Origin of the sequence: Streptomyces spinosisporus (genome assembly GCF_022698145.1) — a bacterium.
GTDB lineage: Bacteria > Actinomycetota > Actinomycetes > Streptomycetales > Streptomycetaceae > Streptomyces > Streptomyces spinosisporus.
This window is the reverse complement of record NZ_JALDAX010000004.1, coordinates 207,951-228,698: the sequence shown is the minus strand read 5'-3', so window position 1 is coordinate 228,698 and position 20,748 is coordinate 207,951. Positions and strand designations below refer to the sequence as shown.

The 20,748-nt window shown below is 69.8% G+C and carries 22 protein-coding genes; 12 read left to right on the top strand and 10 right to left on the bottom strand.

Translation table 11 applies throughout. From position 1 onward, the window contains the following. The first annotated feature begins 11 nt into the window (after positions 1 to 11). Positions 12 to 1,232 (top strand): cytochrome P450, encoded by a 1,221-nt coding sequence (locus MQN93_RS12520; RefSeq protein ID WP_242709535.1) that lies wholly within the window; start codon positions 12 to 14, stop codon positions 1,230 to 1,232. 86 nt (positions 1,233 to 1,318) lie between these two features. Next, positions 1,319 to 1,921: a Uma2 family endonuclease gene (locus tag MQN93_RS12515; protein ID WP_242709534.1), complete on the top strand. Its 603-nt coding sequence runs from the start codon at positions 1,319 to 1,321 to the stop codon at positions 1,919 to 1,921. Between the two features lie 9 nt (positions 1,922 to 1,930). On the opposite strand, the gene MQN93_RS12510 is transcribed toward MQN93_RS12515, so the two are convergent. Next, entirely contained in the window at positions 1,931 to 3,535 is a 1,605-nt protein-coding gene (locus MQN93_RS12510; protein ID WP_242709533.1) for an ABC transporter permease, read from the bottom strand. Next, positions 3,532 to 4,446 carry an ABC transporter ATP-binding protein gene (locus MQN93_RS12505; RefSeq protein ID WP_242709532.1) on the bottom strand — a complete coding sequence of 305 codons (915 nt, stop codon included), beginning with the start codon at positions 4,444 to 4,446 and terminating at the stop codon, positions 3,532 to 3,534. The genes MQN93_RS12510 and MQN93_RS12505 overlap by 4 nt, the downstream gene beginning before the upstream one ends. A gap of 124 nt (positions 4,447 to 4,570) precedes the next feature. On the opposite strand from MQN93_RS12505, the gene MQN93_RS12500 reads away from it, so the two are divergent. Together MQN93_RS12500 and MQN93_RS12495 are read left to right on the top strand one after the other, a co-directional pair. Beyond that, positions 4,571 to 5,071, top strand: a complete 501-nt coding sequence (locus tag MQN93_RS12500) for a GbsR/MarR family transcriptional regulator (protein ID WP_016437245.1) — start codon at positions 4,571 to 4,573, stop codon at positions 5,069 to 5,071. Between the two features lie 82 nt (positions 5,072 to 5,153). Further along, the gene (locus MQN93_RS12495) at positions 5,154 to 5,777 is read left to right on the top strand and encodes a Uma2 family endonuclease (RefSeq protein ID WP_242709531.1); all 624 of its coding nucleotides are present in this window, start codon (positions 5,154 to 5,156) and stop codon (positions 5,775 to 5,777) included. 2 nt (positions 5,778 to 5,779) lie between these two features. Here MQN93_RS12495 and MQN93_RS12490 read toward each other — a convergent pair whose 3' ends face one another. Next, the gene (locus MQN93_RS12490; protein ID WP_242709797.1) at positions 5,780 to 6,565 is read right to left on the bottom strand and encodes a diacylglycerol kinase family protein; all 786 of its coding nucleotides are present in this window, start codon (positions 6,563 to 6,565) and stop codon (positions 5,780 to 5,782) included. Positions 6,566 to 6,808: 243 nt separating this feature from the next. Between MQN93_RS12490 and MQN93_RS12485 the strand changes: the two genes are divergently transcribed. After that, a complete protein-coding gene (locus tag MQN93_RS12485) occupies positions 6,809 to 8,092 on the top strand; it encodes an adenylosuccinate synthase (RefSeq protein WP_016437248.1) in 1,284 nt (427 codons plus the stop codon). 58 nt (positions 8,093 to 8,150) lie between these two features. Here the strand turns inward: MQN93_RS12485 and MQN93_RS12480 are convergent, their stop codons facing one another. After that, a complete protein-coding gene (locus MQN93_RS12480; protein WP_016437249.1) occupies positions 8,151 to 8,420 on the bottom strand; it encodes a winged helix-turn-helix domain-containing protein in 270 nt (89 codons plus the stop codon). Between the two features lie 172 nt (positions 8,421 to 8,592). Here MQN93_RS12480 and MQN93_RS12475 point away from each other — a divergent pair, with 172 nt between their 5' ends. Both MQN93_RS12475 and MQN93_RS12470 read left to right on the top strand, forming a co-directional pair. Next, entirely contained in the window at positions 8,593 to 8,925 is a 333-nt protein-coding gene (locus MQN93_RS12475; protein WP_242709530.1) for a hypothetical protein, read from the top strand. Beyond that, complete coding sequence (locus MQN93_RS12470) at positions 8,925 to 9,236, top strand: hypothetical protein (protein ID WP_242709529.1); 312 nt, start codon at positions 8,925 to 8,927, stop codon at positions 9,234 to 9,236. The genes MQN93_RS12475 and MQN93_RS12470 overlap by 1 nt, the downstream gene beginning before the upstream one ends. Positions 9,237 to 9,315: 79 nt before the next feature. Here MQN93_RS12470 and MQN93_RS12465 read toward each other — a convergent pair whose 3' ends face one another. Together MQN93_RS12465 and MQN93_RS12460 are read right to left on the bottom strand one after the other, a co-directional pair. Then, complete coding sequence (locus MQN93_RS12465) at positions 9,316 to 9,972, bottom strand: class I SAM-dependent methyltransferase (protein WP_242709528.1); 657 nt, start codon at positions 9,970 to 9,972, stop codon at positions 9,316 to 9,318. Between the two features lie 71 nt (positions 9,973 to 10,043). Further along, positions 10,044 to 10,544, bottom strand: a complete 501-nt coding sequence (locus MQN93_RS12460; RefSeq protein ID WP_016437253.1) for a hypothetical protein — start codon at positions 10,542 to 10,544, stop codon at positions 10,044 to 10,046. Positions 10,545 to 10,781: 237 nt separating this feature from the next. Between MQN93_RS12460 and MQN93_RS12455 the strand changes: the two genes are divergently transcribed. The 4 genes from MQN93_RS12455 (at position 10,782) to MQN93_RS12440 (ending at position 15,269) form a co-directional block, all read left to right on the top strand. Continuing rightward, on the top strand, positions 10,782 to 11,540 hold the full coding sequence (locus tag MQN93_RS12455; protein WP_242709527.1) for a DUF6879 family protein: 759 nt from the start codon (positions 10,782 to 10,784) through the stop codon (positions 11,538 to 11,540). 10 nt (positions 11,541 to 11,550) lie between these two features. After that, entirely contained in the window at positions 11,551 to 12,393 is an 843-nt protein-coding gene (locus tag MQN93_RS12450; protein WP_242709526.1) for a helix-turn-helix domain-containing protein, read from the top strand. Positions 12,394 to 12,541: 148 nt separating this feature from the next. Continuing rightward, positions 12,542 to 14,344 carry a bifunctional metallophosphatase/5'-nucleotidase gene (locus tag MQN93_RS12445; protein WP_242709525.1) on the top strand — a complete coding sequence of 601 codons (1,803 nt, stop codon included), beginning with the start codon at positions 12,542 to 12,544 and terminating at the stop codon, positions 14,342 to 14,344. 34 nt (positions 14,345 to 14,378) lie between these two features. Next, positions 14,379 to 15,269: a sigma-70 family RNA polymerase sigma factor gene (locus tag MQN93_RS12440; RefSeq protein WP_242709524.1), complete on the top strand. Its 891-nt coding sequence runs from the start codon at positions 14,379 to 14,381 to the stop codon at positions 15,267 to 15,269. Positions 15,270 to 15,333: 64 nt separating this feature from the next. Here MQN93_RS12440 and MQN93_RS12435 read toward each other — a convergent pair whose 3' ends face one another. Continuing rightward, positions 15,334 to 16,206 carry an NmrA family NAD(P)-binding protein gene (locus tag MQN93_RS12435; protein ID WP_242709523.1) on the bottom strand — a complete coding sequence of 291 codons (873 nt, stop codon included), beginning with the start codon at positions 16,204 to 16,206 and terminating at the stop codon, positions 15,334 to 15,336. 224 nt (positions 16,207 to 16,430) lie between these two features. Here MQN93_RS12435 and MQN93_RS12430 point away from each other — a divergent pair, with 224 nt between their 5' ends. Beyond that, positions 16,431 to 16,721, top strand: a complete 291-nt coding sequence (locus tag MQN93_RS12430; protein ID WP_016437259.1) for a hypothetical protein — start codon at positions 16,431 to 16,433, stop codon at positions 16,719 to 16,721. 6 nt (positions 16,722 to 16,727) lie between these two features. Here the strand turns inward: MQN93_RS12430 and MQN93_RS12425 are convergent, their stop codons facing one another. From MQN93_RS12425 to MQN93_RS12415, 3 genes are all read right to left on the bottom strand, one after another. Next, positions 16,728 to 17,378: a putative DNA-mimic protein gene (locus MQN93_RS12425; protein WP_016437260.1), complete on the bottom strand. Its 651-nt coding sequence runs from the start codon at positions 17,376 to 17,378 to the stop codon at positions 16,728 to 16,730. A 127-nt stretch (positions 17,379 to 17,505) separates the two neighbouring features. After that, positions 17,506 to 19,932 carry a dolichyl-phosphate beta-glucosyltransferase gene (locus tag MQN93_RS12420; RefSeq protein WP_242709522.1) on the bottom strand — a complete coding sequence of 809 codons (2,427 nt, stop codon included), beginning with the start codon at positions 19,930 to 19,932 and terminating at the stop codon, positions 17,506 to 17,508. Beyond that, positions 19,929 to 20,630 (bottom strand): GntR family transcriptional regulator, encoded by a 702-nt coding sequence (locus tag MQN93_RS12415; RefSeq protein ID WP_016437262.1) that lies wholly within the window; start codon positions 20,628 to 20,630, stop codon positions 19,929 to 19,931. Before MQN93_RS12415 ends, MQN93_RS12420 begins: the two co-directional genes overlap by 4 nt. Positions 20,631 to 20,748 lie beyond the last annotated feature (118 nt).

The following is a 20,748-nucleotide window of genomic DNA, read 5'->3' as shown; positions in this document are numbered from 1 at the left end:
AGCGTCCCGGCATGGGAGCTGCCTTCGACCTCGCCTTCGACCCGTGGGACCCGGCGTTCGTCGCCGACCCGTATCCCGCCTACGCCGAGCTGCGTGCCGCGGGACGTGTGCACTACTACGAGCCCACGAACCAGTGGCTCGTCGCGCACCACGCCGACGTCTCGGCGCTGCTGCGCGACCGGCGCCTGGGGCGGACGTATCAGCACCGGTTCACGCACGAGGACTTCGGGCGGACCGCGCCGCCCCCGGAACACGAGCCGTTCCACACGCTCAACGACCACGGGATGCTGGACCTGGAGCCGCCGGACCACACCCGGATCCGGCGGCTGGTGTCGAAGGCGTTCACGCCGCGGACGGTCGAGCAGCTGCGGCCGTACGTGACCCGGCTGGCCGGGGAACTGGTGGACCGGCTCGTCGAGAACGGTGGCGGCGACCTGCTCACCGACGTCGCCGAGCCGCTGCCCGTCGCCGTCATCGCCGAGATGCTGGGGATCCCCGAGTCCGACCGGGCCCCGCTGCGGCCCTGGTCGGCCGACATCTGCGGGATGTACGAGCTGAACCCCCCGGAGGAGACCGCACGCAAGGCGGTCCGTGCCTCGGTCGAGTTCAGCGACTACTTGCGCGAACTGATCGCCGAGCGGCGCAAGCAGCCCGGCGAGGATCTGATCTCGGGGCTGATCGCCGCGTACGAGGAGGGCGACCGGCTCACCGAGCAGGAGATGATCTCGACCTGCGTGCTGCTCCTCAACGCCGGTCACGAGGCGACGGTCAACGCCACCGTCAACGGCTGGTACGCCCTGTTCCGCAACCCCGGCCAGCTGGCCGCCCTGCGCGCCGACCACTCCCTCATCCCCTCCGCCGTCGAGGAGCTGATGCGCTACGACACCCCGCTCCAGCTCTTCGAGCGCTGGGTGCTGGACGAGATCGAGATCGCCGGGACCACGATCCCGCGGGGTGCGGAGATCGCCATGCTCTTCGGCTCCGCCAACCACGACCCCGAGGTGTTCCGGGACCCCGGGCGCCTCGACCTCACCCGCCGCGACAACCCCCACATCTCCTTCAGCGCCGGCATCCACTACTGCATCGGCGCCCCCCTGGCCCGTATCGAACTGGCGGCATCGATGACGGCCCTGCTGCAGAAGGCCCCGGGACTGCGCCTGACGGCGGAGCCGAAGAGGAAGCCGAACTTCGTGATCCGGGGGCTGGAGGGGCTGACCGTCGACGTGGGGTGATCACCCGTTCGGATGATCATGTGGCGAACCCGGGCGACCGTCGCGCTTGCCTGGCCAAGCTGGTGCCCGCCTGCGAAGGGGGCACCATGACGGTTTCGGCAGAACACGCCTCGCAGACGTCCCAGATGTCGGTGGAGGTGTTCGAGAGGATCGCCGAGTTCGCGGCCAAGGAGACCGACGACGCCGTCAGGTTCGAGTTCATCAACGGACGGATCGGGGTCAAGCAAGTGGCCGATGGGGACCACGACACCATCATCGTGTGGATCGGCAAGCGCTGTATGCAGGCGCGACCTGACCTTGACCTCTACCAAGGCCGAGGGCTGCGCGTCGAAAAGTACCGAGAGGGCCGTGCTCGTCCGGACGCAGTACTTGTACCGGAGGGGCACTTCGCGGGGCACGGTGAATGGGCGGACCCGAGTGGCGTCCTGCTGGTCGTCGAGGTCACCTCGTGCGACTCGGACACCGACCGACGCCACCGACAGAAGAAGCTGGTGGCGTACGGCATGGCGGGCATCCCGTTCTATCTGCTCATCGACCGCGACACCTGCACTGTCGATCTCTACAGCGACCCGAACCCGGATGTGGGGTACAGCCACTGCCGCAGGGCACCCTTCGGTGACAACGTTCTGCTCCCCGCGCCCCTCGGCATCGACCTCGACACCGAGAAGCTCAAGGAGTTCGTCGACTGAAGCGGTGCGTCAGGTCGTCATGTCCCGCCGCCGCAACCCCGCCAGCCCCGCTGCCGTCAGGACCACCGCCAGAGCCAGCAAAACCAGCACCGGAGGCCACTGCATCGAGCCGCCCGGCAGCTTGGGGAGGTGGCCGAACGGGGAGACGTCCAGGACCGCCTGCGGTACGTCGAGTGCCGGGCCGACCCAGCCGATCAGGAGGACCGCGCCCGCGACTCCCCAGGCGGCCGGCGCCAGCCGGGGTGCCACGCCGTAGAGCAGCACGGCCGCCCCGCCGATCACCCAGATCGCCGCCACCTGCACCAGACAGGCGCCCATGACCGGGCCGACCTCCTTGCCGTAGCTCGCGGCGAAGCCCAGTCCGGCCAGCAGCATGATGAGGACCGACCCGCCGAACGCCACCGTCAGATGCCCCGCGGCCCACCGCATCCGGCTCACCGCGTTCGCGAGCAGCGGCTCGGCGCGGCCCGACGTCTCCTCGCCGTGCAGCCGCAGCACCGAGGCGACGACGTACAGGGCCGCGACCAGCCCGAGCATCCCGACCATCGAGGCGAGGAACGAGTCCGTGATCCCGGACTTGCCGCCCATGCGCTCGAAGATCTCGCGGGCGTTGTCGTTGTCGCCGACCAGATCGGCCGCCCCGTCCGTGAGGCCGCCGTAGACGACCCCCGCGAGGAAGAAGCCGACGCTCCAGCCGAGGACGCCGCCGCGCTGCAGCCGCCAGGCCAGGGCGCCTGCCGTGCCGAGGCTGCCGGTGGCCGGTCCGGGGCGGGTCGGCAGGAAGCTCATGCCGAGGTCGCGGCGCCCGGCGAGCTCGTAGGCGATCGCGCCCTGGATCAGCGCCGCCGCCACGAACAGCAGCAGCACCCACCAGCGTTCGCCGGCGTACGGCCGCAGGTTCTCCAGCCAGCCGATCGGCGACAGCCAGGTCAGGACGGACGAGCCGTCGTCGGTCGCCGAGTCGCCCGCGGCGCGCAGCACGAAGGCCGCGCCCAGGACCGCCGCCGTCAGCCCGCGGGCCAGCCGCGCGCTCTCCGTCAGCTGCGCGACGATCGCGGTCATCGTGGCGAAGACCATGCCGACGCCCGCGATGCCGAGGCCGAGGGCCACCGCTCCCGTGCCGCCGTGGGAGGCCATGCCCCCCGCCACGAGCAGCGCCAGCACGCCGTTGGCGACGGCGGCCGCCAGCAGCCCGGCCGTCAGCGGGGCCCGGCGGCCCACCATGCCGGACGAGACGAGCTCCTGACGGCCGCTCTCCTCCTCGTCCCTGGTGTGCCGTACGACGACCAGGAGACTCATCACGGCGGCCAGGGCACCGGCGTAGACGCCGACCCGCCAGGCCGTCAGGGCGCCGAGCGAGTCGTCGAAGACCGGGCCGACCAGGGCACGCAGCGAGGAGTTCGTCGTCATCTGGTGCAGGAGGTCGTCGCGCTGGGCCTGGGTGCCGTACAGGCCCTTCAGCGTGTTCGGCATCGACAGCACCATGAGCGCGTCGACCGCGACCCAGACCGGGATCATCACCCGGTCGCGGCGCAGGGCGAACCGCAACAGTGTTGCGGTGCCCGCCAGTTGACGGGTGCCTCCGGACCGTACGGCGAAGGATGCGGCGGTCATCGGGACGCCACCTCCGCGCCCTGCGGGGCCTCTTCCTGGTAGTGCCGCAGGAACAGCTCCTCCAGGGTCGGCGGCGTGGAGGTCAGCGACCGTACGCCGGACTCGCTCAACTGCCGCAGTACGGCGTCGAGTTTGTCGGTGTCGACCTGGAGGCGCACCCGCTTGCCCTGGACGTCGAGGTCGTGGACGCCCGGAAGGTGCGCCAACCCGTTGGGCGCGCCCGCCAGTTCGGCGCTCACGCTGGTCCGGGTCAGATGGCGCAGGTCGGCCAGCGAGCCGCTCTCCACGGTCTGTCCTTTGCGGATGATGCTCACCCGGTCGCACAGCTCCTCGACCTCGCTGAGGATGTGCGAGGAGAGCAGGACCGTACGGCCGCGCTCGCGCTCCTCCTCCACGCAGCGCTGGAAGACCTCCTCCATCAGCGGGTCCAGGCCCGAGGTCGGCTCGTCCAGGATCAGCAGGTCCACGTCCGAGGCGAACGCGGCGACCAGGGCGACCTTCTGGCGGTTGCCCTTGGAGTAGGTGCGGCCCTTCTTGGTGGGGTCCAGCTCGAAGCGTTCGATCAGCTCGGCGCGGCGGGCCGCGTCCAGGCCGCCGCGGAGCCTGCCGTAGAGGTCGATGACCTCGCCGCCGGAGAGGTTGCGCCACAGCGTCACGTCGCCGGGGACGTACGCGATCCGGCGGTGCACCTCCACCGCGTCCTTCCACGGGTCGCGGCCGAGGACCTGGGCCGCGCCGGCGTCGGCGCGCAGGAGGCCGAGGAGGACGCGGATGGTGGTGGACTTGCCGGCGCCGTTCGGGCCGAGGAAGCCGTGCACCTCGCCGGTCTCCACCTCCAGGTCGAGACCGTCCAGGGCGTGTGTCCTGCCGAACGACTTGTGCAGTCCGGAGACGCTGATTGCCTTCGTCATGGTTCAGAACGTACGCTTCTTTCAGAAATTTGTGAAGTTAAGGAAGCGTATAAACGGCGGATAGACTGGCGGGCACTACCTGAGCAGGGGAGACGGCAGGGGGATGAGGGGAGATGATCGGGCGATGACGGACGACGAGGCCGGGAGGGCGCGGGACCCCGAGGTCGTCTCGCGGTTCGTGGAGCACTTCGCCGCACAGCTCGTCGAGGCCGGCATGCCGCGGATGCCGTCCCGGGTCTTCGCCGCGCTGCTCGCCGCCGACGACGGGGCGCTCAGCTCCGCCGACCTCGGCGAGCAGCTGAAGATCTCACCGGCCGCGGTCTCCGGCGCGGTCCGCTACCTGGCCCAGGTGCACCTCGTCTCCCGCCAGCGTGAGCCGGGCTCCCGCCGCGAGCGGTACCAGGTGCACAGCGACCAGTGGTACGAGGTCCTGGGCAACCGCGAACTCCTCCTCAAGCGCTGGCAGGACGCCCTGCGGGAAGGGGTCGTGAGCCTCGGCGCCGACACCCGGGCGGGGCGGCGTCTCGCGGAGACGCTGGCCTTCTTCGAGTTCGTCGAGACCGAGTTCGGCGAGCTGCTGGAGCGGTGGAAGGTGCGGCGAGAGGAGTTGTTCGGGGAGGGGTGAGCATCGAGAGGGAGGTCACCGCAGAGTGTTTGATCGGATACTCTGAGTGGTGGCTGGTCCGTACCCAGGGGGAGGGCGCATCATGACACTCATGGCAGAGCGACCGGTGATCAGCGGTACCGAGCCCAGCGGCAGTTTCGAGGAACTCCTGACTCTCCTCGACGAGCTGCATGTGCCCGACGGCTACAGGGCCGAGATCATCAGGGGGAGCATCGTCGTGTCGCCGTGGTCCAAGGCCTATTACCTCGACGTCCTTGAGGCGGTGTGCGATCAACTGCGGCCGTACCTCCCCGAAGGACACCGGATCAGCGCCAACCCGTTCCTCTACGTGTTCCCGGGCACCGAGCGGGCCTACGGCCCCGACATCCATGCCGCGCACCGCCGCGCCAGCCGGAACACGAGCAACTACCTTGACGGCGAAGCCCTTTCCTTCGTCGCCGAGCTGACGTCCACCTCCACCCGGGAGGACGACCTGACCGACAAGGTCGACGTCTACGCCGCCGCAGGCGTCCCCGTCTACCTGGTGCTCGACATGCAAAAAGAGCAGGCCATCGTCTACAGCTCCCCGTCGGCAGGGGGCTACGAGGTCCGCTTCAGCAAGCCCTTCGGTGCCAAGATCTACATTCCGGACCCGTTCGGGTACGCCCTCGACACCTCCGGCTTCCAGGCCCCCGAAGAGGAAGCCGGCAAGCCGGGAAAGGCCTGACCTCACCCCGCCCCCGGCACCGTGAGCCCCCAGGCCCCCTCCCACACGGTCCACGTCCGGCGTCGTACCGGGCCCCGTACGCCCGCGTCCGCGCGGTAGCGGAAGTCCGCGCCGGAGACGCTCACGGTGCGGCCCTCGGCGCGCAGGGGCGAGGACTCCGCTCCCACCGAGAGCGGCCGTACCTCCACCGCGGCCAGGCCCGTCGCGCCCGCCGTCAGCGACACCGCCTCCACCGGCTGGTCCAGGTCCACCAGCGTCACCCCGTCGACCTCCACCCTGAGCCGGGCGGGCCGGGGCGCGAGGACCGGGGTCTCGCGGGCGGGCACCAGGGTGCGGACCAGGGACTGGGCCGTACGCAGCCAGGGGCGGCCCGTGTCCGGCGCCACCGGGCTCTGCCGGGTCAGCGGAGGGATGCGCAGCGCGCCGAGCACCACCCCGTCGCTGTCGTCCACCAGCAGGTCCAGGCGCCGCTCCACCCCGTCGAGGACCGCCCGCGCCGCCGCCACCGCTCCCGTGGGCACCCCGAGGGCATGGACCACGGACAGGACACTGCCCACCGGCACCACCGACAGCGCACATCCGGCCAGCTCCCGCTGCCGGTGCAGCAGGGACACGGCGCGCACCAGGGCACGGTCGTCGCCCACCACCACCGGGCGCCGCGACCCCCTGCGGGTCAGCGCCCGGGCGAACTCCTCCGGCCCGTCCGGCAGGCAGACCTTCGCGTGCGCACCCGCGCTGAGCACGTCTTTTGCGATACGTACCGCCTCTCCGTCCGTGCGCCGGGCCATCGGATCGATGACCACGAGCAGCTGGTCGGAAGTCGGAGAAGTCGCCACCTCGGTCCTGCCTCGCTTCCTCGGGTAGCATCTTTGTGCAAGAGCCCCTTGCGCTATTGCGCCAGGGGCTTCGTCTATTCCGGGGCATCCGGTCCGACGGTTTGCGGCCAACGACGGCCGCGGTGCACGCGGCGGTGAACCCTACGCGTACGCCCCTGACCTTGGACATGCCCCGCCCGGAAGGGGTGTACGCGCGTGCCCGCACTTGTGCTGCTCGGTGCTCAGTGGGGTGACGAAGGCAAGGGAAAGGCGACGGACCTGCTGGGCGGATCCGTCGACTACGTGGTGCGCTACCAGGGCGGCAACAACGCCGGCCACACGGTAGTCGTGGGCGATCAGAAGTACGCCCTTCACCTGCTCCCTTCCGGGATTCTCTCCCCCGGCTGCACGCCGGTCATCGGCAACGGCGTCGTCGTCGACCCGTCGGTCCTGTTCTCCGAGCTGAACGGGCTGAACGAGCGTGGCGTCGACACGTCCAAGCTCCTGATCAGCGGTAACGCTCACATCATCACGCCGTACAACGTGACGGTGGACAAGGTGACGGAACGCTTCCTCGGGAAGCGGAAGATCGGCACCACCGGGCGCGGCATCGGGCCGACGTACGCGGACAAGATCAACCGCGTCGGCATCCGGGTCCAGGACCTCTACGACGAGTCGATCCTCACCCAGAAGGTCGAGGCGGCCCTCGACGTCAAGAACCAGATGCTCACCAAGCTCTACAACCGCCGCGCGATCGCGGTCGACCAGGTGGTCGAGGAGCTGCTGGGCTACGCGGACAAGCTCGCCCCGTACGTCGCGGACACCGTGCTGGTGCTGAACCAGGCCCTGGAGCAGGACAAGGTGGTCCTCTTCGAGGGCGGCCAGGGCACGCTGCTGGACATCGACCACGGCACATACCCCTTCGTCACCTCCTCGAACCCGACGGCGGGCGGTGCCTGCACCGGCGCCGGCGTGGGCCCGACGAAGATCAGCCGGGTCATCGGCATCCTCAAGGCGTACACGACCCGCGTCGGGTCCGGCCCCTTCCCGACCGAGCTCTTCGACGAGGACGGCGAGGCGCTGCGCCGCATCGGCGGCGAGCGGGGTGTGACGACCGGCCGTGACCGCCGCTGCGGCTGGTTCGACGCGGTGATCGCCCGCTACGCGACCCGGGTCAACGGCCTGACCGACTTCTTCCTCACCAAGCTCGACGTCCTCACCGGCTGGGAGCAGATCCCGGTCTGCGTGGCCTACGAGATCGACGGCAAGCGCGTCGAGGAACTCCCGTACTCCCAGACCGACTTCCACCACGCGAAGCCGATCTACGAAACCCTCCCGGGTTGGTCCGAGGACATCACCAAGGCGAAGTCCTTCACCGACCTCCCGAAGAACGCCCAGGCCTACGTCAAGGCCCTGGAGGAGATGTCGGGGGCCCCGATCTCGGCAATCGGCGTGGGGCCGGGGCGGGACGAGACGATCGAGGTCAATTCGTTCCTCTGAGCGTCCAGTCTTCGTAACTGCGGGGCCGTCCCACACGGGGCGGCCCCGCAGCCCGTTTTCAGGCTTCCGGTTCGCTCTCACCAGGGGAGTCGTCGGTGCCTCCCGGCATTCCGATGACGTACGTGCCCTTGGCCGGCAAGGTGGCGACGAGTCCTCGCTTGCGGAGTTCCACGACGGCGCGACGCACGGTGCCGATGCTGACGCGGTACAGGTCGGTCATGGCGCGCTCGCCGGGCAGGGCGGCCCCCTGCGGCAACTTGCCGGACGCGATGTCCGCCTCGATCGCGTCGGCGAGTTTCACGTACTCGTAGCGCGGAAGCTCGGTCATGTCTCCACCGTGCCGCAGCCCTACGCACACGGCAGAGCTGGAACGCGTCCGGACGCGGTAGGACGGAGTGGGGTGCAGGGGGACGCAGTTGGCTGTATGGTCGAAGAGACAGGACCCCGGCGAGGTGGCTAGACCTCCCGGGGCATGGCCAACGCTTACAAGGAGCGTCGACATGAATGACCTTATCCCGCGCGCCCTCCAGTGGGTGCGCCTTCTCCTCGGCCCCGGCACCGGACAGCGGCGGCGTAGGCCGCGAGGCCATCGGGAACCGTTCCCTCAGCTTCATCTCGCCGAGTCCCTCCCGATGGCCCGTTCTCCCTACGGCCTCCACGACCCCCTCAACGGCGGTGACTCAGCACTCGTCCGCCCCTACCTCGCCGTCCACGAACGGGCAGTTGAGGAGGCCGCTGTCCAGCAGCGCCGCCGGCTCGCGCTCGTGCTCGCCGCCGACTTCGGGATCGACCTGGACCGGCATATGATCGGTGCCCAGGGAGTGGCCGCCTGATGGGGCAACTCGACGGTCGCGCGCACGGCACGACCACCACCTACCGGCTTCTGCCCTGGCCTTCCCCGGAGGGCAAGCCCTGTTATCTGGTCACCGGCAGCACAGGCGGCTACATCTCCCGCCTCGCCGACGACCTGGAAGCTGCTCAACTCGCCACGGGTAGTGACGTGCTCGGGCTCGCGCGCAGTGTGCTGGACGACCCCGCGTCCCCGTACACCGAGGTCCGCTACGCCGGTCTCCGTCTTGCCGAGTGCCTGGCCGACGCCCTGCGCGTCGCCGAGTCACGGGGGTTACGGCTGCCCGGCTCGTAACAGACCAGCCGTAGGCGTTCCGGTGGGCACTGGAGGATGAGTGTCATCCAGAGTCTCTGGGCATGTTGAGCACACGTGGTCACGGTGCGACGGCGCGGACCAGGAGCGTGCCGATGTGGTCAGGGTGGGGTGCGTCGAGGATCTGTGCGTCCGCCGTGGCGAATCCGGCCCGGGTGAGCAGGCGTTCCCATACGGCCGGGCGGTAGCTGTAGCGGTAGGTGAACATCGCCTTGCCGGCGAAGCCCCCCTTGTACATGCCCTGCGGTCCGTATGCGCCGGGGATGGCCGGAGGTTGGGAGAAGACGAAGACGCCGCCGGGGTGGAGTCGCCGGCGGACGAGGGGGAAGAGGCGGCTCGGGTCGGTGAACCAGGCGGCTCCGAAGATCGAGTAGACGGCGTCGTACGCGTCCTCGTGCTCGCTCAGGTACTCCAGGACCTCTGAGCACACGAACTCCGCGCCGGTGCCTGCCCACTTCGTGGTGGTCTTCTTCACCATGACGGGAGAGAGGTCAACACCCCGGGCCGTGGTGCCGCGTTCGGCGAGATGGGCGAGGGCGCGGCCGGTGCCGCAGCCGATCTCCAGGACGGAGCGCGGGTCGCCGAGCAGTTCGGGTCCGGGCCCGTGACCGGCGTACTGGGTCCAGCCGAACCCCGGCTCCGCGTCGTCCTTGAAGGCGGAGGCGGCGAAGGTGTCCCACAGCTCTGTCTCGGCGGCGATGTCGTGTTGTGCGGGCAAGGCGATTCCTCTGCGCATGGGTCGGCCCCTGCCCTCCAAGGGACCCAGGACAGGGGCAAGCGTAGGGCCGTTCAATGGCTGTCGGGGACCTTGTTGTCGCACGGCGAGCAGTCCGTGCCGTCGATCGCCCACAGCTCGTCGTCGACGCCGAAGCCGATGGACTTCAGGAAGTCGGCGGTGCGCAGGCACAGGCCGTCGCGACGGCGCTCGATGAACGGGGCGTGGTGCTTGTAGCGGCCCCCGTTGTAGACGTCGCAAAGGGCCCACCACACCGGCGTGTCGAGGATGAGCTGGTGCACGCCGATGTCGACCAGCTTGCCGACGCCCAGGTGGACTTCGGGGTGCTCCATGCAGCCGATGGTGTACATGACGGCGTTGCCGAGGATGCGCTCGGCCATGTCGCGGACCATCGTGTGGTCGCGGAGCAGCAGGGCGACCTCGCGGTCCCAGAGCGTCATGCCGCTGTCCAGCACGTTGATCGTCAGGTGCTCGATGTGGGGTTGCACGGCGTTGAGGAGTTCCTTGGGGTCCCGCGTGCGGGCGCTCGTAGGCCGGTCGAGCGTGGCGGTCATGGACTACTCCTTCGGAGACGGGTCGTGCCTTCCGGACACGTGGTGCGGGCGGCTTGTGCGGCCGTGAACGCGACGGTAGGCAGCGGGCGTTGTCGTCCGCCAGAGAAGTTGCGCGAAGTTGCTCGACCTCTCCGTGAAGTTGCCTAAAGTTGCTGATTCAGGGCGACCTGAGCTCGGACGTGGGGCGTCGGTCTCGTGGAAGCTTGGGAGATCAGCCCCTGAGGCAAGGACGTGATCATGACCCGACGACTTCGTTTCAACGGCACGGGCAGCGGCGTCAACGGATGCCCGTCCGTACACGAAGACCTCGACACGGGCGAGTTCATCGTGCACGGCCCCGCCCTCACCGACCCCGACGACATCGCCCAGCTCCGGCACCTGAACGAGGGCGAGGTGCCCATCGTGGTGCCGCGCGAGCTGCTGGTCGACTTCGGCCCGAAGGAGGTCGTACGCGTGCCCCACATCATCGGACTGGACGAGTTCGACCGGCTCTTCACGCAGTTCGAGCACACCGCGTGGCGCCTGGAGACGCGCCGCCGCTACGCATCGGACGAACTCACCGACACCTACGTCCAGTTCATGCGGGGCGAGCCCGTCGACTGGGAGGGAGTGGACACCGAATGGTGCGCGGAGCGCCGCGAGCAGGTAGCTCTCGGCAAGCGGTTCGAGCGTGTCCGCGTCGTCGACGACCCGCCAACGGCCGGCCAGCTCTACCTGCTCGACAACGCACGCCGTAACAGCTTCGTCGGAGAGAAGATCCTCAATCTGTGGCGAGCAGATGCCGACCGCCTCGGCCTGCCCACCGAAGATTTCTGGCTCTTCGACTCCCGGCTGGTCGCACGGCTCGATTTCGATGACGCCGACAACCTGGCCGGTGTCGAGTTGATCACGGAGCCTGCTGCGGTGCTGCGCTACGCCATGGTGCGCGACGCGGCGCTGCATCATGCCGTCCCGTACGAGGAGTTCGCGGCCCGGCTGACCGCGAAGGAGGACTGAGGCAGCACCGGTGAGCACGGATTACCAGCAGGCACGGGAAGCCCTCGGGGTACGGTTGCGCGAACTCCGGCTCTCCGCGCCCGGGCGTCGGCTCACCGGTGCTGAGCTCGCGGAGCAGCATGGGTGGAACAAGTCCAAGGTCAGCAGGCTTGAGAACGGCAGGCAGACCCCCACATCCGATGACCTGCGCAAGTGGGCGGATGCAACCGGCCAGCCGGAGGCGTACGACGAACTGGTCGCGCGCCTCCGGGGGTTCGAGTCCCACATCAGGTCATGGCGGCGTCAGCTCGCCTCGGGGCACAAACCGGTCCAGGACACCCACCTGAGCGCTCATGCCGACGCCTCGGTGTTCCGCGGCTGGGAGTCAGCCATGATCTTCGGGATTCTCCAGACACCGGACTACGCCCGCTCGATCTTCACGAGATACGCGGAACTGCAGCGATCGCCCCGCGACACCGAGGCAGCAGTTCGGTCCCGGATGAAGCGGCAAGAAGCGCTGTACGACTCCTCGAAGCGCTTCCACCTCATCCTGTGGGAAGCCGCCCTGCATGCCTTGGTCTGTTCGCCGTCGGTGCTCGCGGCCCAGCTTGATCGTCTGGTGGGAGTCGTCGGCCTGGACACGGTCGAGTTGGGGATCATCCCGCTGTCCGCCTCACTCAAGATCCCTCCGGCCACCGCGTTCTGGATCTACGACGAACGCGAGGTGATCGTCGAGAACTGGCACGCGGAGTTGTGGATCGACGATGAGGCGAGCGTCGACACGTATCTGCGGGCCTGGAGAACGCTCAGCGAGTCCGCCGTGTACGGCGTCGACGCGCAGAACCTCATCAGTGCGGCCCGCAGGAGCCTGTGATCGCCCTGACGCCGGTGCCTGAGTTGACCCATCCTTGAACTGGACATGGTCATCCCCTGGTTTCGGGTGCTGCCGGGCGCGAGCACGATCTACGCGGGTAGCCGCCGCTCCCGTGTCCTTCGTCGCCTCTTCAGCACCAGGAGCACGTATGCCCGTCAGTCCCATTAACCGCCGGGAGTTCGTGAAGAAGTCCGCCGTCACCGGGGCCGCAGTCGCCGCCGTGGGGGCGGTTGGCAGTGGTACGGCCGAAGCCGCTGGACGTCGGCATGGGAAGGGGCCGAAGACCTGGGCCTTCTCCATTCTCGGCACCACCGACCTGCACAGCCATGTCTTCGACTGGGACTACTACCTGGACGCCGCCTACAGCGACAAGGACGGCAACTCCGTCGGTGTCGCGCGCGTCGCCACGCTCGTCAAGCAGCAGCGGGAGGCGAAGGGCGAGGAGCGTGTGCTGCTCGTCGACGCCGGTGACATCATCCAAGGGACCTCGCTCGCCTACTACTTCGCTCGCGTCGACCCGATCACCGAGGGCGCCGAGCACCCGATGGCCGTCGCCATGAACCACATGCGCTACGACGCCGCCGCCCTCGGCAACCACGAGTTCAACTACGGCATCGACGTGCTCAGGAAGTTCGAGAACCAGTGCCGCTTCCCGCTGCTCGGCGCCAACGCGCTCGACGCCAAGACCCTGCGGCCCGCCTTCCAGCCGTACGCGGTGAAGAAGATCCGCGTGCCGGGCGCCCCCGACATCAAGGTCGGCATCCTCGGGCTGACCAACCCCGGTATCGCGCTGTGGGACAAGGACAACGTCGGCGGGAAGATGGTGTTCCCGGGGCTGGTCGAGCAGGCGAAGAAGTATGTGCCGCGGCTGCGGGCGCTCGGGTGTGATGTGGTGTTCCTGACCGATCACTCCGGGCTCGACGGCTCGTCCTCGTACGGGGACGCGCTGCCGTACGTCGAGAACGCCTCCAACCTCGTCGCCGAACAGGTCCCCGGCATCGACGCGATCCTCGTCGGGCACACCCACGTCGAGGTGCCGTCGTACACCGTCAAGAACGAGGAGACCGGCGAGGACGTTCTGCTCTCCGAGCCGTACTGCTGGGGCTACCGGCTCAGCGTCTTCGACTTCGAGGTCGAGCTCCACCACGGGCGCTGGCGGGTGACGAAGAAGACCGCCCAGACCCTCAACCCCAACACCGTGGACGAGGACCCGGAGATCAAGAAGCTCCTGGAAGCCGACCACGAGCTGGTGGTGAAGTACGTCAACACGCCCGTGGGCACCTGCACCGAGGACCTCTCGGGCGCGGAGGCCTGCTGGAAGGACGTGCCGATCATGGACTTCATCCACCAGGTGCAGATGGACACCGTGAAGGAGGGCCTGTCGGCGGCCGACGCCGCTCTGCCGCTGATCTCCGTCGCCGCACCCTTCAGCCGCACCGCCGACATCCCGGCCGGCAACGTCACCATCCGGGACATCGCCGGGCTCTACATCTACGACAACACCCTGTACGGCAAGAAGCTCACGGGCGCCCAGCTCAAGGACTACCTGGAGTACGCGGCGAAGTACTACCACCAGGTCCCGGCGGGCACGAAGGTCGACACCTCGACGCTGACCAACGCCAACAGCTTCTGGGACTACATGTACGACACGGCCGCGGGCGTCGACTACGACATCGACATCGCGCAGGCCGAGGGCTCGCGGATCAAGAACCTGACGTACAACGGCACGGCGGTCACCGACGACCAGGTCTTCGTCGTCGCCGTCAACAACTACCGGGCGAACGGCGGTTCGGGATACCCGCACATCGCCTCCGCCGACATCGCCTACAGCTCCACCAACGAGATCCGCCAGCTGATGATCGACTACGTGACGGCCAAGGGCGCCCTGGACCCGGCCGACTTCGCGGCGTCCAACTGGAAGCTGACGCAGGCCGGGACGCCCGTGTTCTAGGGCAGGTTTCCGGAGCAGGTCCTACGCTGGTCCGATGACGGGGGAGATCTTCGAGGAGAACCGCCCGCGGCTGCGGGCGGTGGCGTACCGCATGCTCGGTTCGCTCGCCGAGGCCGACGACGCGCTGCAGGAGGCCTGGCCGCGTGCCGACCGGGCCGACACGGGCGACGTGGAGAACCCGGCGGGCTGGCTGACGACGGTGGTCGCGCGCGTGTGCCTGAACATGCTGCGCTCGCGCGAACACCGGCGCGAGGAGCCGCTGGAGGGACCGCTGGGGGAGCCGCTCGCGGAGAGCGAGGCCGCGCGGTCGGTCGCCGACGCGGTGGATCCCGAGGAGGAGGCCCTTGTCGCGGACTCGGTCGGCCTCGCGCTGCTCGTCGTGCTCGACACCCTCTCGCCCGCCGAGCGGCTCGCGTTCGTGCTGCACGACATGTTCGGCGTGCCCTTCGACGAGATCGCCCCGATGCTGGAGCGGACCCCGGCGGCGGTACGGCAGTCCGCCAGCCGTGCCCGCCGCCGGGTGCGCGGGGCTCCCCTCCCGCAGGCCGATCCGGTACGTCAACGCCGGGTGACCGGCGCCTACTTGGCCGCCACCCGCAGCGGCGACTTCGACGCCCTGCTCGCCCTCCTCCACCCCCACGTGGTCCTGCGCGCCGACCGCATGGTCGTCCCGACCCCCGAGCCGATCGTGGTCACCGGCTCCCGTCCGGTGGCCGAGGGCGCGATGGCGTCCATGGGCCGGGCACGCTTCGCGGACCTCGTCCTGGTCGACGGCCGCCCGGGCATGGCCATGCTGGAGAACGGCCGCCTGCGCGTGGTCCTCCGCTTCACCTTCGAGGCCGGCGACTCCGGCCTGATCACCGGCATCGACGTGATCGCGGAACCGGAACGGCTGCGGAAGTTGGAGCTGACGGTCTGGAGCTGACGGTCTGGAGCTGACGGTCCGGGGCCGGCAGTCCGGGGCTGACGGCCCGCGGCTGCCGCCCGGCTCAGGCCGTTCCGGGCCGGCCCGCGAACGCCCCCGCGTGCGCCCTCGCCCAGTCCTCGAAGGTACGGGCCGGGCGGCCGAGGAGTTCCGCGACGGTCGGCAGGACCTCCGCGCCGCGGTCGGACTCCTCGGTGCGCTGCATGATCGCTTCGACGACCTCCGGGGGGAAGCCGTAGCGGGACATGCCCGCGCGGGCCGCGTCGGCGGGGACCGCGCGGACGGTCAGGGGGCGGCCGAGGACCTTGCCGAGGATGGACAGTTCCTCGGTCGGGGTGAGGGACTGCGGGCCACTCAACTCGTATGCGGCGCCCGCGTGTTCGTCGCTCGTCAGGGCGCGCGCCGCGATCTCCGCCAGGTCCGCCGGGTCGATGCTCGCCGCCGGGCGGTCCGCGAAGGGCATGGCCACCTCGTCGCCCGCCCGCAGCTGCCCCGCCCATTGCAGGGCGTTCGACATGAAGCGGCCGGGGCGCAGCAGGGTCCACGCCCAGGCGCGGGACGGGTCCGTGACCGCGGACTCCGCCTCGGTGTGCCAGCGGGCGATCACATCGGAGCCGGAGCCCGCGTCCAGCACCGACAGCTTCACCACGCGCCGCACCCCCGCCTTCGCCGCGGCCTGCGCGAGGGCGTGGTCATGGGTGGGCCCGGGCGCCGTACCGACCCCCTGCGCCGACATCAGGAACGCCCCGCGCGCCCCGGCGAACGCCGCCTGCAGGCTCGCCGGGTCGTCCGCGTCGCCGTACACCGCCTCGACACCCTCCGGCAGCCGTGCCTCGGCCGGGCGCCGGGTCATCGCCCGCACCGGCTCGCCCGCGGCCGCCAGCCGCCGCACCAGCTCGCCGCCCACATGTCCGGTCGCCCCGGTCACCAGGATCATCGCGCTCTCCTCTCGTCGATGGCTCGTCGATGTCTCGCCGATGTCGCATCGATGGCTCGTCGATGCACCCAGCCTGCGCGCCCCGGTCGTACGTGGCATCGCACCCGTGGAGGCACCCGGTCTCCTCCCCGGGGAGTAGCCGCGGAACACAACAGGGCAATCCGCGCGTGCCGGGCATACCGTGAAGCTGTACGCGTGTGCGCCGGACGAAGAAGGTGAGTGCGATGCGTGTACTGCTCAAGGCCTCCCTGAACACCGAGAAAGCCAATGACGTCATCCGCAGCGGCAAGATGCCCCAGCTGATGCAGGAAGCCCTCGGGAACATCAAGCCGGAGGCCGCCTACTTCACCGTCGACCACGGCGTCCGTACCGCCTACGTGTTCTTCGACATGCAGGACAGCTCACAGATGCCGTCCATCGGCGAACCGTTCTTCATGGACCTCGGCGCCGAGGTCGACATGACGCCCGTCATGAACGCCGACGACCTGCAGAAGGGGCTCTCCGAGCTGGGCTGACCGGGCTCAGCTGAAGACGATCATCGACCCCTGCGCCAGACTCCGCGTCGCCGCCGCGTGCAGACCGAGCCACACATGGCGCTCGCGGGCGAAGGGGCTGGGGTCGTACGGCGCGGGGACGGCCGGCTCCTCCAACTCCGTCGGGGCGCGCGGGGGTTCGGGCGCCGCCGGGGGGTTGGCGGGGTCGATGCCGATCGAGGGGGCCAGGTACTCCAGCTCGCGCAGCAGCGCCTGCGCGGAGCCCAGGGGGCCGCCGCCCGCGAGGAGTTCGTCGTTGGACAGGGGCTGGGGGAAGTCGACGGGGACGTAGGCGCCCGCGTGGTCGTAGTGCCAGACGAGATGCGACTGCTGGGCGGTCGTCTCGAACATCTCCAGCAACTGCTCGTAGTCGCCGCCCAGATCGTCGACCGGCGTCACCGGCAGTCCGCACACCTGCAGCAGATACACCCGGCGCAGGAAGTGCAGCGCGTCGTAGTCGAAGCCGGCCACCGGGGCGACCTCGCCGGACAGGCCCGGCATGTACTGGTACACCGGCACCTGCGGCAGCCCGGCGGCGGTCAGCACGTTGTTGTACTGCGCGAGTTCCTCGGCGAAGGGATTGTCGGGGGTGTGGCACAACACGTCGACGAGCGGTACCAGCCACAGGTCACAGGCCAAAGAGGGCTCCTCACACAGCGCCGGACGAACAGCGAGGGACGGCGAGCGGATCGGTCGGTCGATCGGTCAGCGGATCGGTCAAGGAAGGGTAGTCGGTACGGCCCCAGGCGGACCCCTCACGGACAGGTCAGCCGCCCGTGTGGAGGTCCCATACCCACACGCCGTCCACCCACTTCGCGTCATGGCCCACCAGTTCGGTGACGGCCTTGCGCAGGGCGTCGTCGTTCTGCTGCGGCGCCACCACCAGCGCTCCTGCCTTCCAGTACGCGAAATCCCGCCGGGCCTGCGCCCGCCAGTTCTTGCCGATCTCCGGGACCACGCCGGTGTAGCGGACATCACGCAGCATCTGCGACGTATAGCGCGGGGCGGCGCCGTAGATGCCGATGCGGTCCTTGCCCCAGGGGCCGTTGAAGTAGCCGCCGGGGACCTTGAAGCCGAGTCCGGCCCGCTGCTGCCAGTGCAGTGCCTCCGCGCTGCCGGGGTCGGGCAGCGGAACGGGCACGAGGGACTCGCCCTTGTGGACGTACGGCTTCCAGGCCCCGTCGGTGAAGAAGGCCGGCGTCGCGGGCCGTTCGACCGCCTTGAGCGGGGCCGGGATCAGCGGCAGCAGGGCGAGACAGACACCGAGCAGACCGAGGTACTGGGTGCCCAGGTTGCGGGTGGAGGTCAGCCGCTCCAGCGCGAGGGCGAGCAGCATGCCGAGCGCCGGGGCGCAGATCATCGCGACCCGTCCCTCGATCACCGACTCGAACAGCGGCAGCTTGGCCAGCGCCGCCCAGGGGCCCGGATAGACCTGGTCCGTCATCGGGATGCGGAAGCGCGGACCCAGGGACAGCAGCGCCGCACCGACCGCGGTGACGGCCAGCGCCTTGACGAGCGCCCGCTCCCACAGCCGTACGGCGATCGCGAAGGCGAGCAGGACCAGCGGCCAGCCGTAGAAGGCGTTCTGCTCGGTGGGGTTGAGGGACAGGGAGTTCGCCCGGTGTGCGTTCCCCGCGATCAGGGAGCGCTCCGCGAAGGAGAGCAGGGCGAGCGGGCTGTTGCCCGCGTCGTCGCCGTGCAGCACGCTGCGGTAGCTCTGCGGACCGGCGAACTGCCAGGCCAGCGCCCACACCACGAGCGGCAGACACACCGCCCCCGCGAGCGCCAGGCCGTTGAGCAGCGGCCGCCACGCCTGCTTGGCCACATCCCTGCGGACGACGGCGTAGGCGGCCGCGAACAGCAGCATGCCGATCATCGCCAGCAGCAGCGGCTCCTCGCCGAGGAAGACCTGGTACGCCGCCATCAGACCGAGCACGATCCCGTCCCGTACGACCCGGGCGCCCGTGCACAGCCGCAGGGCGCGGTCGACGATCAGCGGGATCATGAACAGGATCACGAAGTTGGGGTGCGCGTTGGCGTGGCTGACCATGGGCGGCGCGAAGGCGGCCAGCGAGGCGCCGACGAAGGCCGCGGAGCGCTTGGCCACGACCCGCTTCACGATCAGCCAGTACCAGGCGGCCGCGGTGGCGGCGAGACCCAGCGTCATGACGACGCTGAGGCTGACGGCCGGTCCGGCGAGCAGGGTGAGCGGGGCGAAGGGGACGGACAGACCGAGCATGACCGTGTTGGCCATGAGGTTCACACCGTCGGGGAAGCCCTGCAGATCCGAGAAGAAGGGGTTGTGCAGGTGCGCGACGTTGTCCGCGGTGACCGCGAAGAACCACTCCCACTGGTTCTGGTCCTGCAGGGAGTCGGTCAGATAGCGGTGCTCCGGGTCGAACACCCGGCCCGAGTAGAGGGCGACGGCCATCAGCAGGAAGACCAGGACGGCGAGGAGGTCGGCGCGGCGCAGGGAGCGGAGGCGCAGCCGGGCGAGGTCGGCGAGGAACCGGACGTAGTCGAGGGCCCGTATCTTCGAGCCGGGCCGGTGCGACCAGCGGACCGGGACCTCGGCTATCTGCCCCTCGGCGCGCCGCAGATGGCGCAGGACCTCGACGTCGATGCCGTATCCGTCGATCTTGGAGGCGGCGAAGGCCTCCCGGGCTCCCTCGCCCTCGAAGAGCTTGAAGCCGCACTGGGTGTCCCGTATGCCGGGCACCGCCAGGGCGCGGATGAGCAGGTTGCCCGCGCGGCCCAGCAGTTCGCGCAGCCGGTTCTGCCGGTCGCCGATCGTGGCGCCGGGCAGCGCACGGGAGCCGATCGCCGCGGCGTTGCCCTCGCTGAGCGCCTTGTCGAGCTTCTCCAACTCCTCGATGGGGGCGGCGAGATCGGCGTCGGTGACCAGCACGCGCCGGCCGCGGGAGGCGGCGACGCCCATGCGCATGGCGTGGCCCTTGCCGCGGTTGCGGGGGCCCGAGACCAGCTGGATGCGGGCGTCCTCGCGGTCGGTGACGAGCGTGCGGGTGGCGTCCGTGGACCCGTCGTCGGCGACGACGACCTCCCACTCGCCCCAGCGGCCCTCGTTGTCGTCCAGGTAGCCGGTGACGGCGTCGAGGGTGGGCCCGAGCCGCTGCTCCTCGTTGTAGGCCGGTATGACGACGGACAGGTCCACGGCCGCGGACGGTCCGTTCATCCCCGCGCCAGCCGCTCGACGAGTTCCAGCGAGTGCGCGTTGTACTGGGCGACGATCGAACGCGCCGTCTTGGTGTCGCGCTGCGCCAGGGCGTCGACCAGATCGGTGTGGCCGGACCACAGGGCGCCGCGCAGATCGGTCAGCCGGCGCAGATGCTGCACCGCGCACACCCAGGACTGCACGCGCAGCCGGTGCAGGAAGTCGGCCAGATAGGGGTTGCCGAACAGGGTGCCGAGCTCGTTCCAGTAGCGCAGGTCGTAGCCGATCAGCACGGTGAGGTCGCCGGCGAGCGAGGCCCGCTGCGCCTCCTCGCCGCGGCGGCGCACCCCGGCGAGCGCGGCGACGGTGCGCGGCTCGTCGGCGCGGCGGAAGCGCTGGTGGCCGTCCTCCAGGGAGTGGAACATGCCGTCGGTGACCAGGCTGCGGGCCTCGACGATGCCGCGGTAGTCCTCGACGGAGTACTCGTGGACGTGGAAGCCGCGGTGCTGGTCGGCGTCGAGGAGGCCCTGCGCGGACAGGTCGACGAGCGCCTCGCGCACCGGTGTGGCGGAGACGCCGTACTGCTCGGCGATCTCCTTGACCGTGAACTCCTGTCCCGGTTGCAGTCGCCCGGCCAGCACCTCGTCGCGAAGGGCGTCGGCGATCTGCTGCCGCAGGGTGCTGCGGGTCACGGAGCCGTTGCGACTGCTGCCGGACATGGGTCGGGCGTCTCCTCGTGGCGGTCGGGTGGCGTGCACGTCCATATCTACGAGCACGCCACCTTACGCGTTCGAGTTCCCCGCGATGACCCGCGCGGCGGTGACCGGTCAGGACACC

Excerpts from the sequence above, each read along its gene's own strand:
- MQN93_RS12520 (WP_242709535.1), top strand. The coding sequence starts at position 12 with ATGGGAGCTGCCTTCGACCTCGCCTTCGACCCGTGGGACCCGGCGTTC.
- MQN93_RS12515 (WP_242709534.1), top strand. The coding sequence starts at position 1,319 with ATGACGGTTTCGGCAGAACACGCCTCGCAGACGTCCCAGATGTCGGTG.
- MQN93_RS12510 (WP_242709533.1), bottom strand. The coding sequence starts at position 3,535 with ATGACCGCCGCATCCTTCGCCGTACGGTCCGGAGGCACCCGTCAACTG.
- MQN93_RS12505 (WP_242709532.1), bottom strand. The coding sequence starts at position 4,446 with ATGACGAAGGCAATCAGCGTCTCCGGACTGCACAAGTCGTTCGGCAGG.
- MQN93_RS12500 (WP_016437245.1), top strand. The coding sequence starts at position 4,571 with ATGACGGACGACGAGGCCGGGAGGGCGCGGGACCCCGAGGTCGTCTCG.
- MQN93_RS12495 (WP_242709531.1), top strand. The coding sequence starts at position 5,154 with ATGACACTCATGGCAGAGCGACCGGTGATCAGCGGTACCGAGCCCAGC.
- MQN93_RS12490 (WP_242709797.1), bottom strand. The coding sequence starts at position 6,565 with ATGGCCCGGCGCACGGACGGAGAGGCGGTACGTATCGCAAAAGACGTG.
- MQN93_RS12480 (WP_016437249.1), bottom strand. The coding sequence starts at position 8,420 with ATGACCGAGCTTCCGCGCTACGAGTACGTGAAACTCGCCGACGCGATC.
- MQN93_RS12475 (WP_242709530.1), top strand. The coding sequence starts at position 8,593 with ATGAATGACCTTATCCCGCGCGCCCTCCAGTGGGTGCGCCTTCTCCTC.
- MQN93_RS12470 (WP_242709529.1), top strand. The coding sequence starts at position 8,925 with ATGGGGCAACTCGACGGTCGCGCGCACGGCACGACCACCACCTACCGG.
- MQN93_RS12460 (WP_016437253.1), bottom strand. The coding sequence starts at position 10,544 with ATGACCGCCACGCTCGACCGGCCTACGAGCGCCCGCACGCGGGACCCC.
- MQN93_RS12455 (WP_242709527.1), top strand. The coding sequence starts at position 10,782 with ATGACCCGACGACTTCGTTTCAACGGCACGGGCAGCGGCGTCAACGGA.
- MQN93_RS12445 (WP_242709525.1), top strand. The coding sequence starts at position 12,542 with ATGCCCGTCAGTCCCATTAACCGCCGGGAGTTCGTGAAGAAGTCCGCC.
- MQN93_RS12440 (WP_242709524.1), top strand. The coding sequence starts at position 14,379 with ATGACGGGGGAGATCTTCGAGGAGAACCGCCCGCGGCTGCGGGCGGTG.
- MQN93_RS12435 (WP_242709523.1), bottom strand. The coding sequence starts at position 16,206 with ATGATCCTGGTGACCGGGGCGACCGGACATGTGGGCGGCGAGCTGGTG.
- MQN93_RS12430 (WP_016437259.1), top strand. The coding sequence starts at position 16,431 with ATGCGTGTACTGCTCAAGGCCTCCCTGAACACCGAGAAAGCCAATGAC.
- MQN93_RS12420 (WP_242709522.1), bottom strand. The coding sequence starts at position 19,932 with ATGAACGGACCGTCCGCGGCCGTGGACCTGTCCGTCGTCATACCGGCC.
- MQN93_RS12415 (WP_016437262.1), bottom strand. The coding sequence starts at position 20,630 with ATGTCCGGCAGCAGTCGCAACGGCTCCGTGACCCGCAGCACCCTGCGG.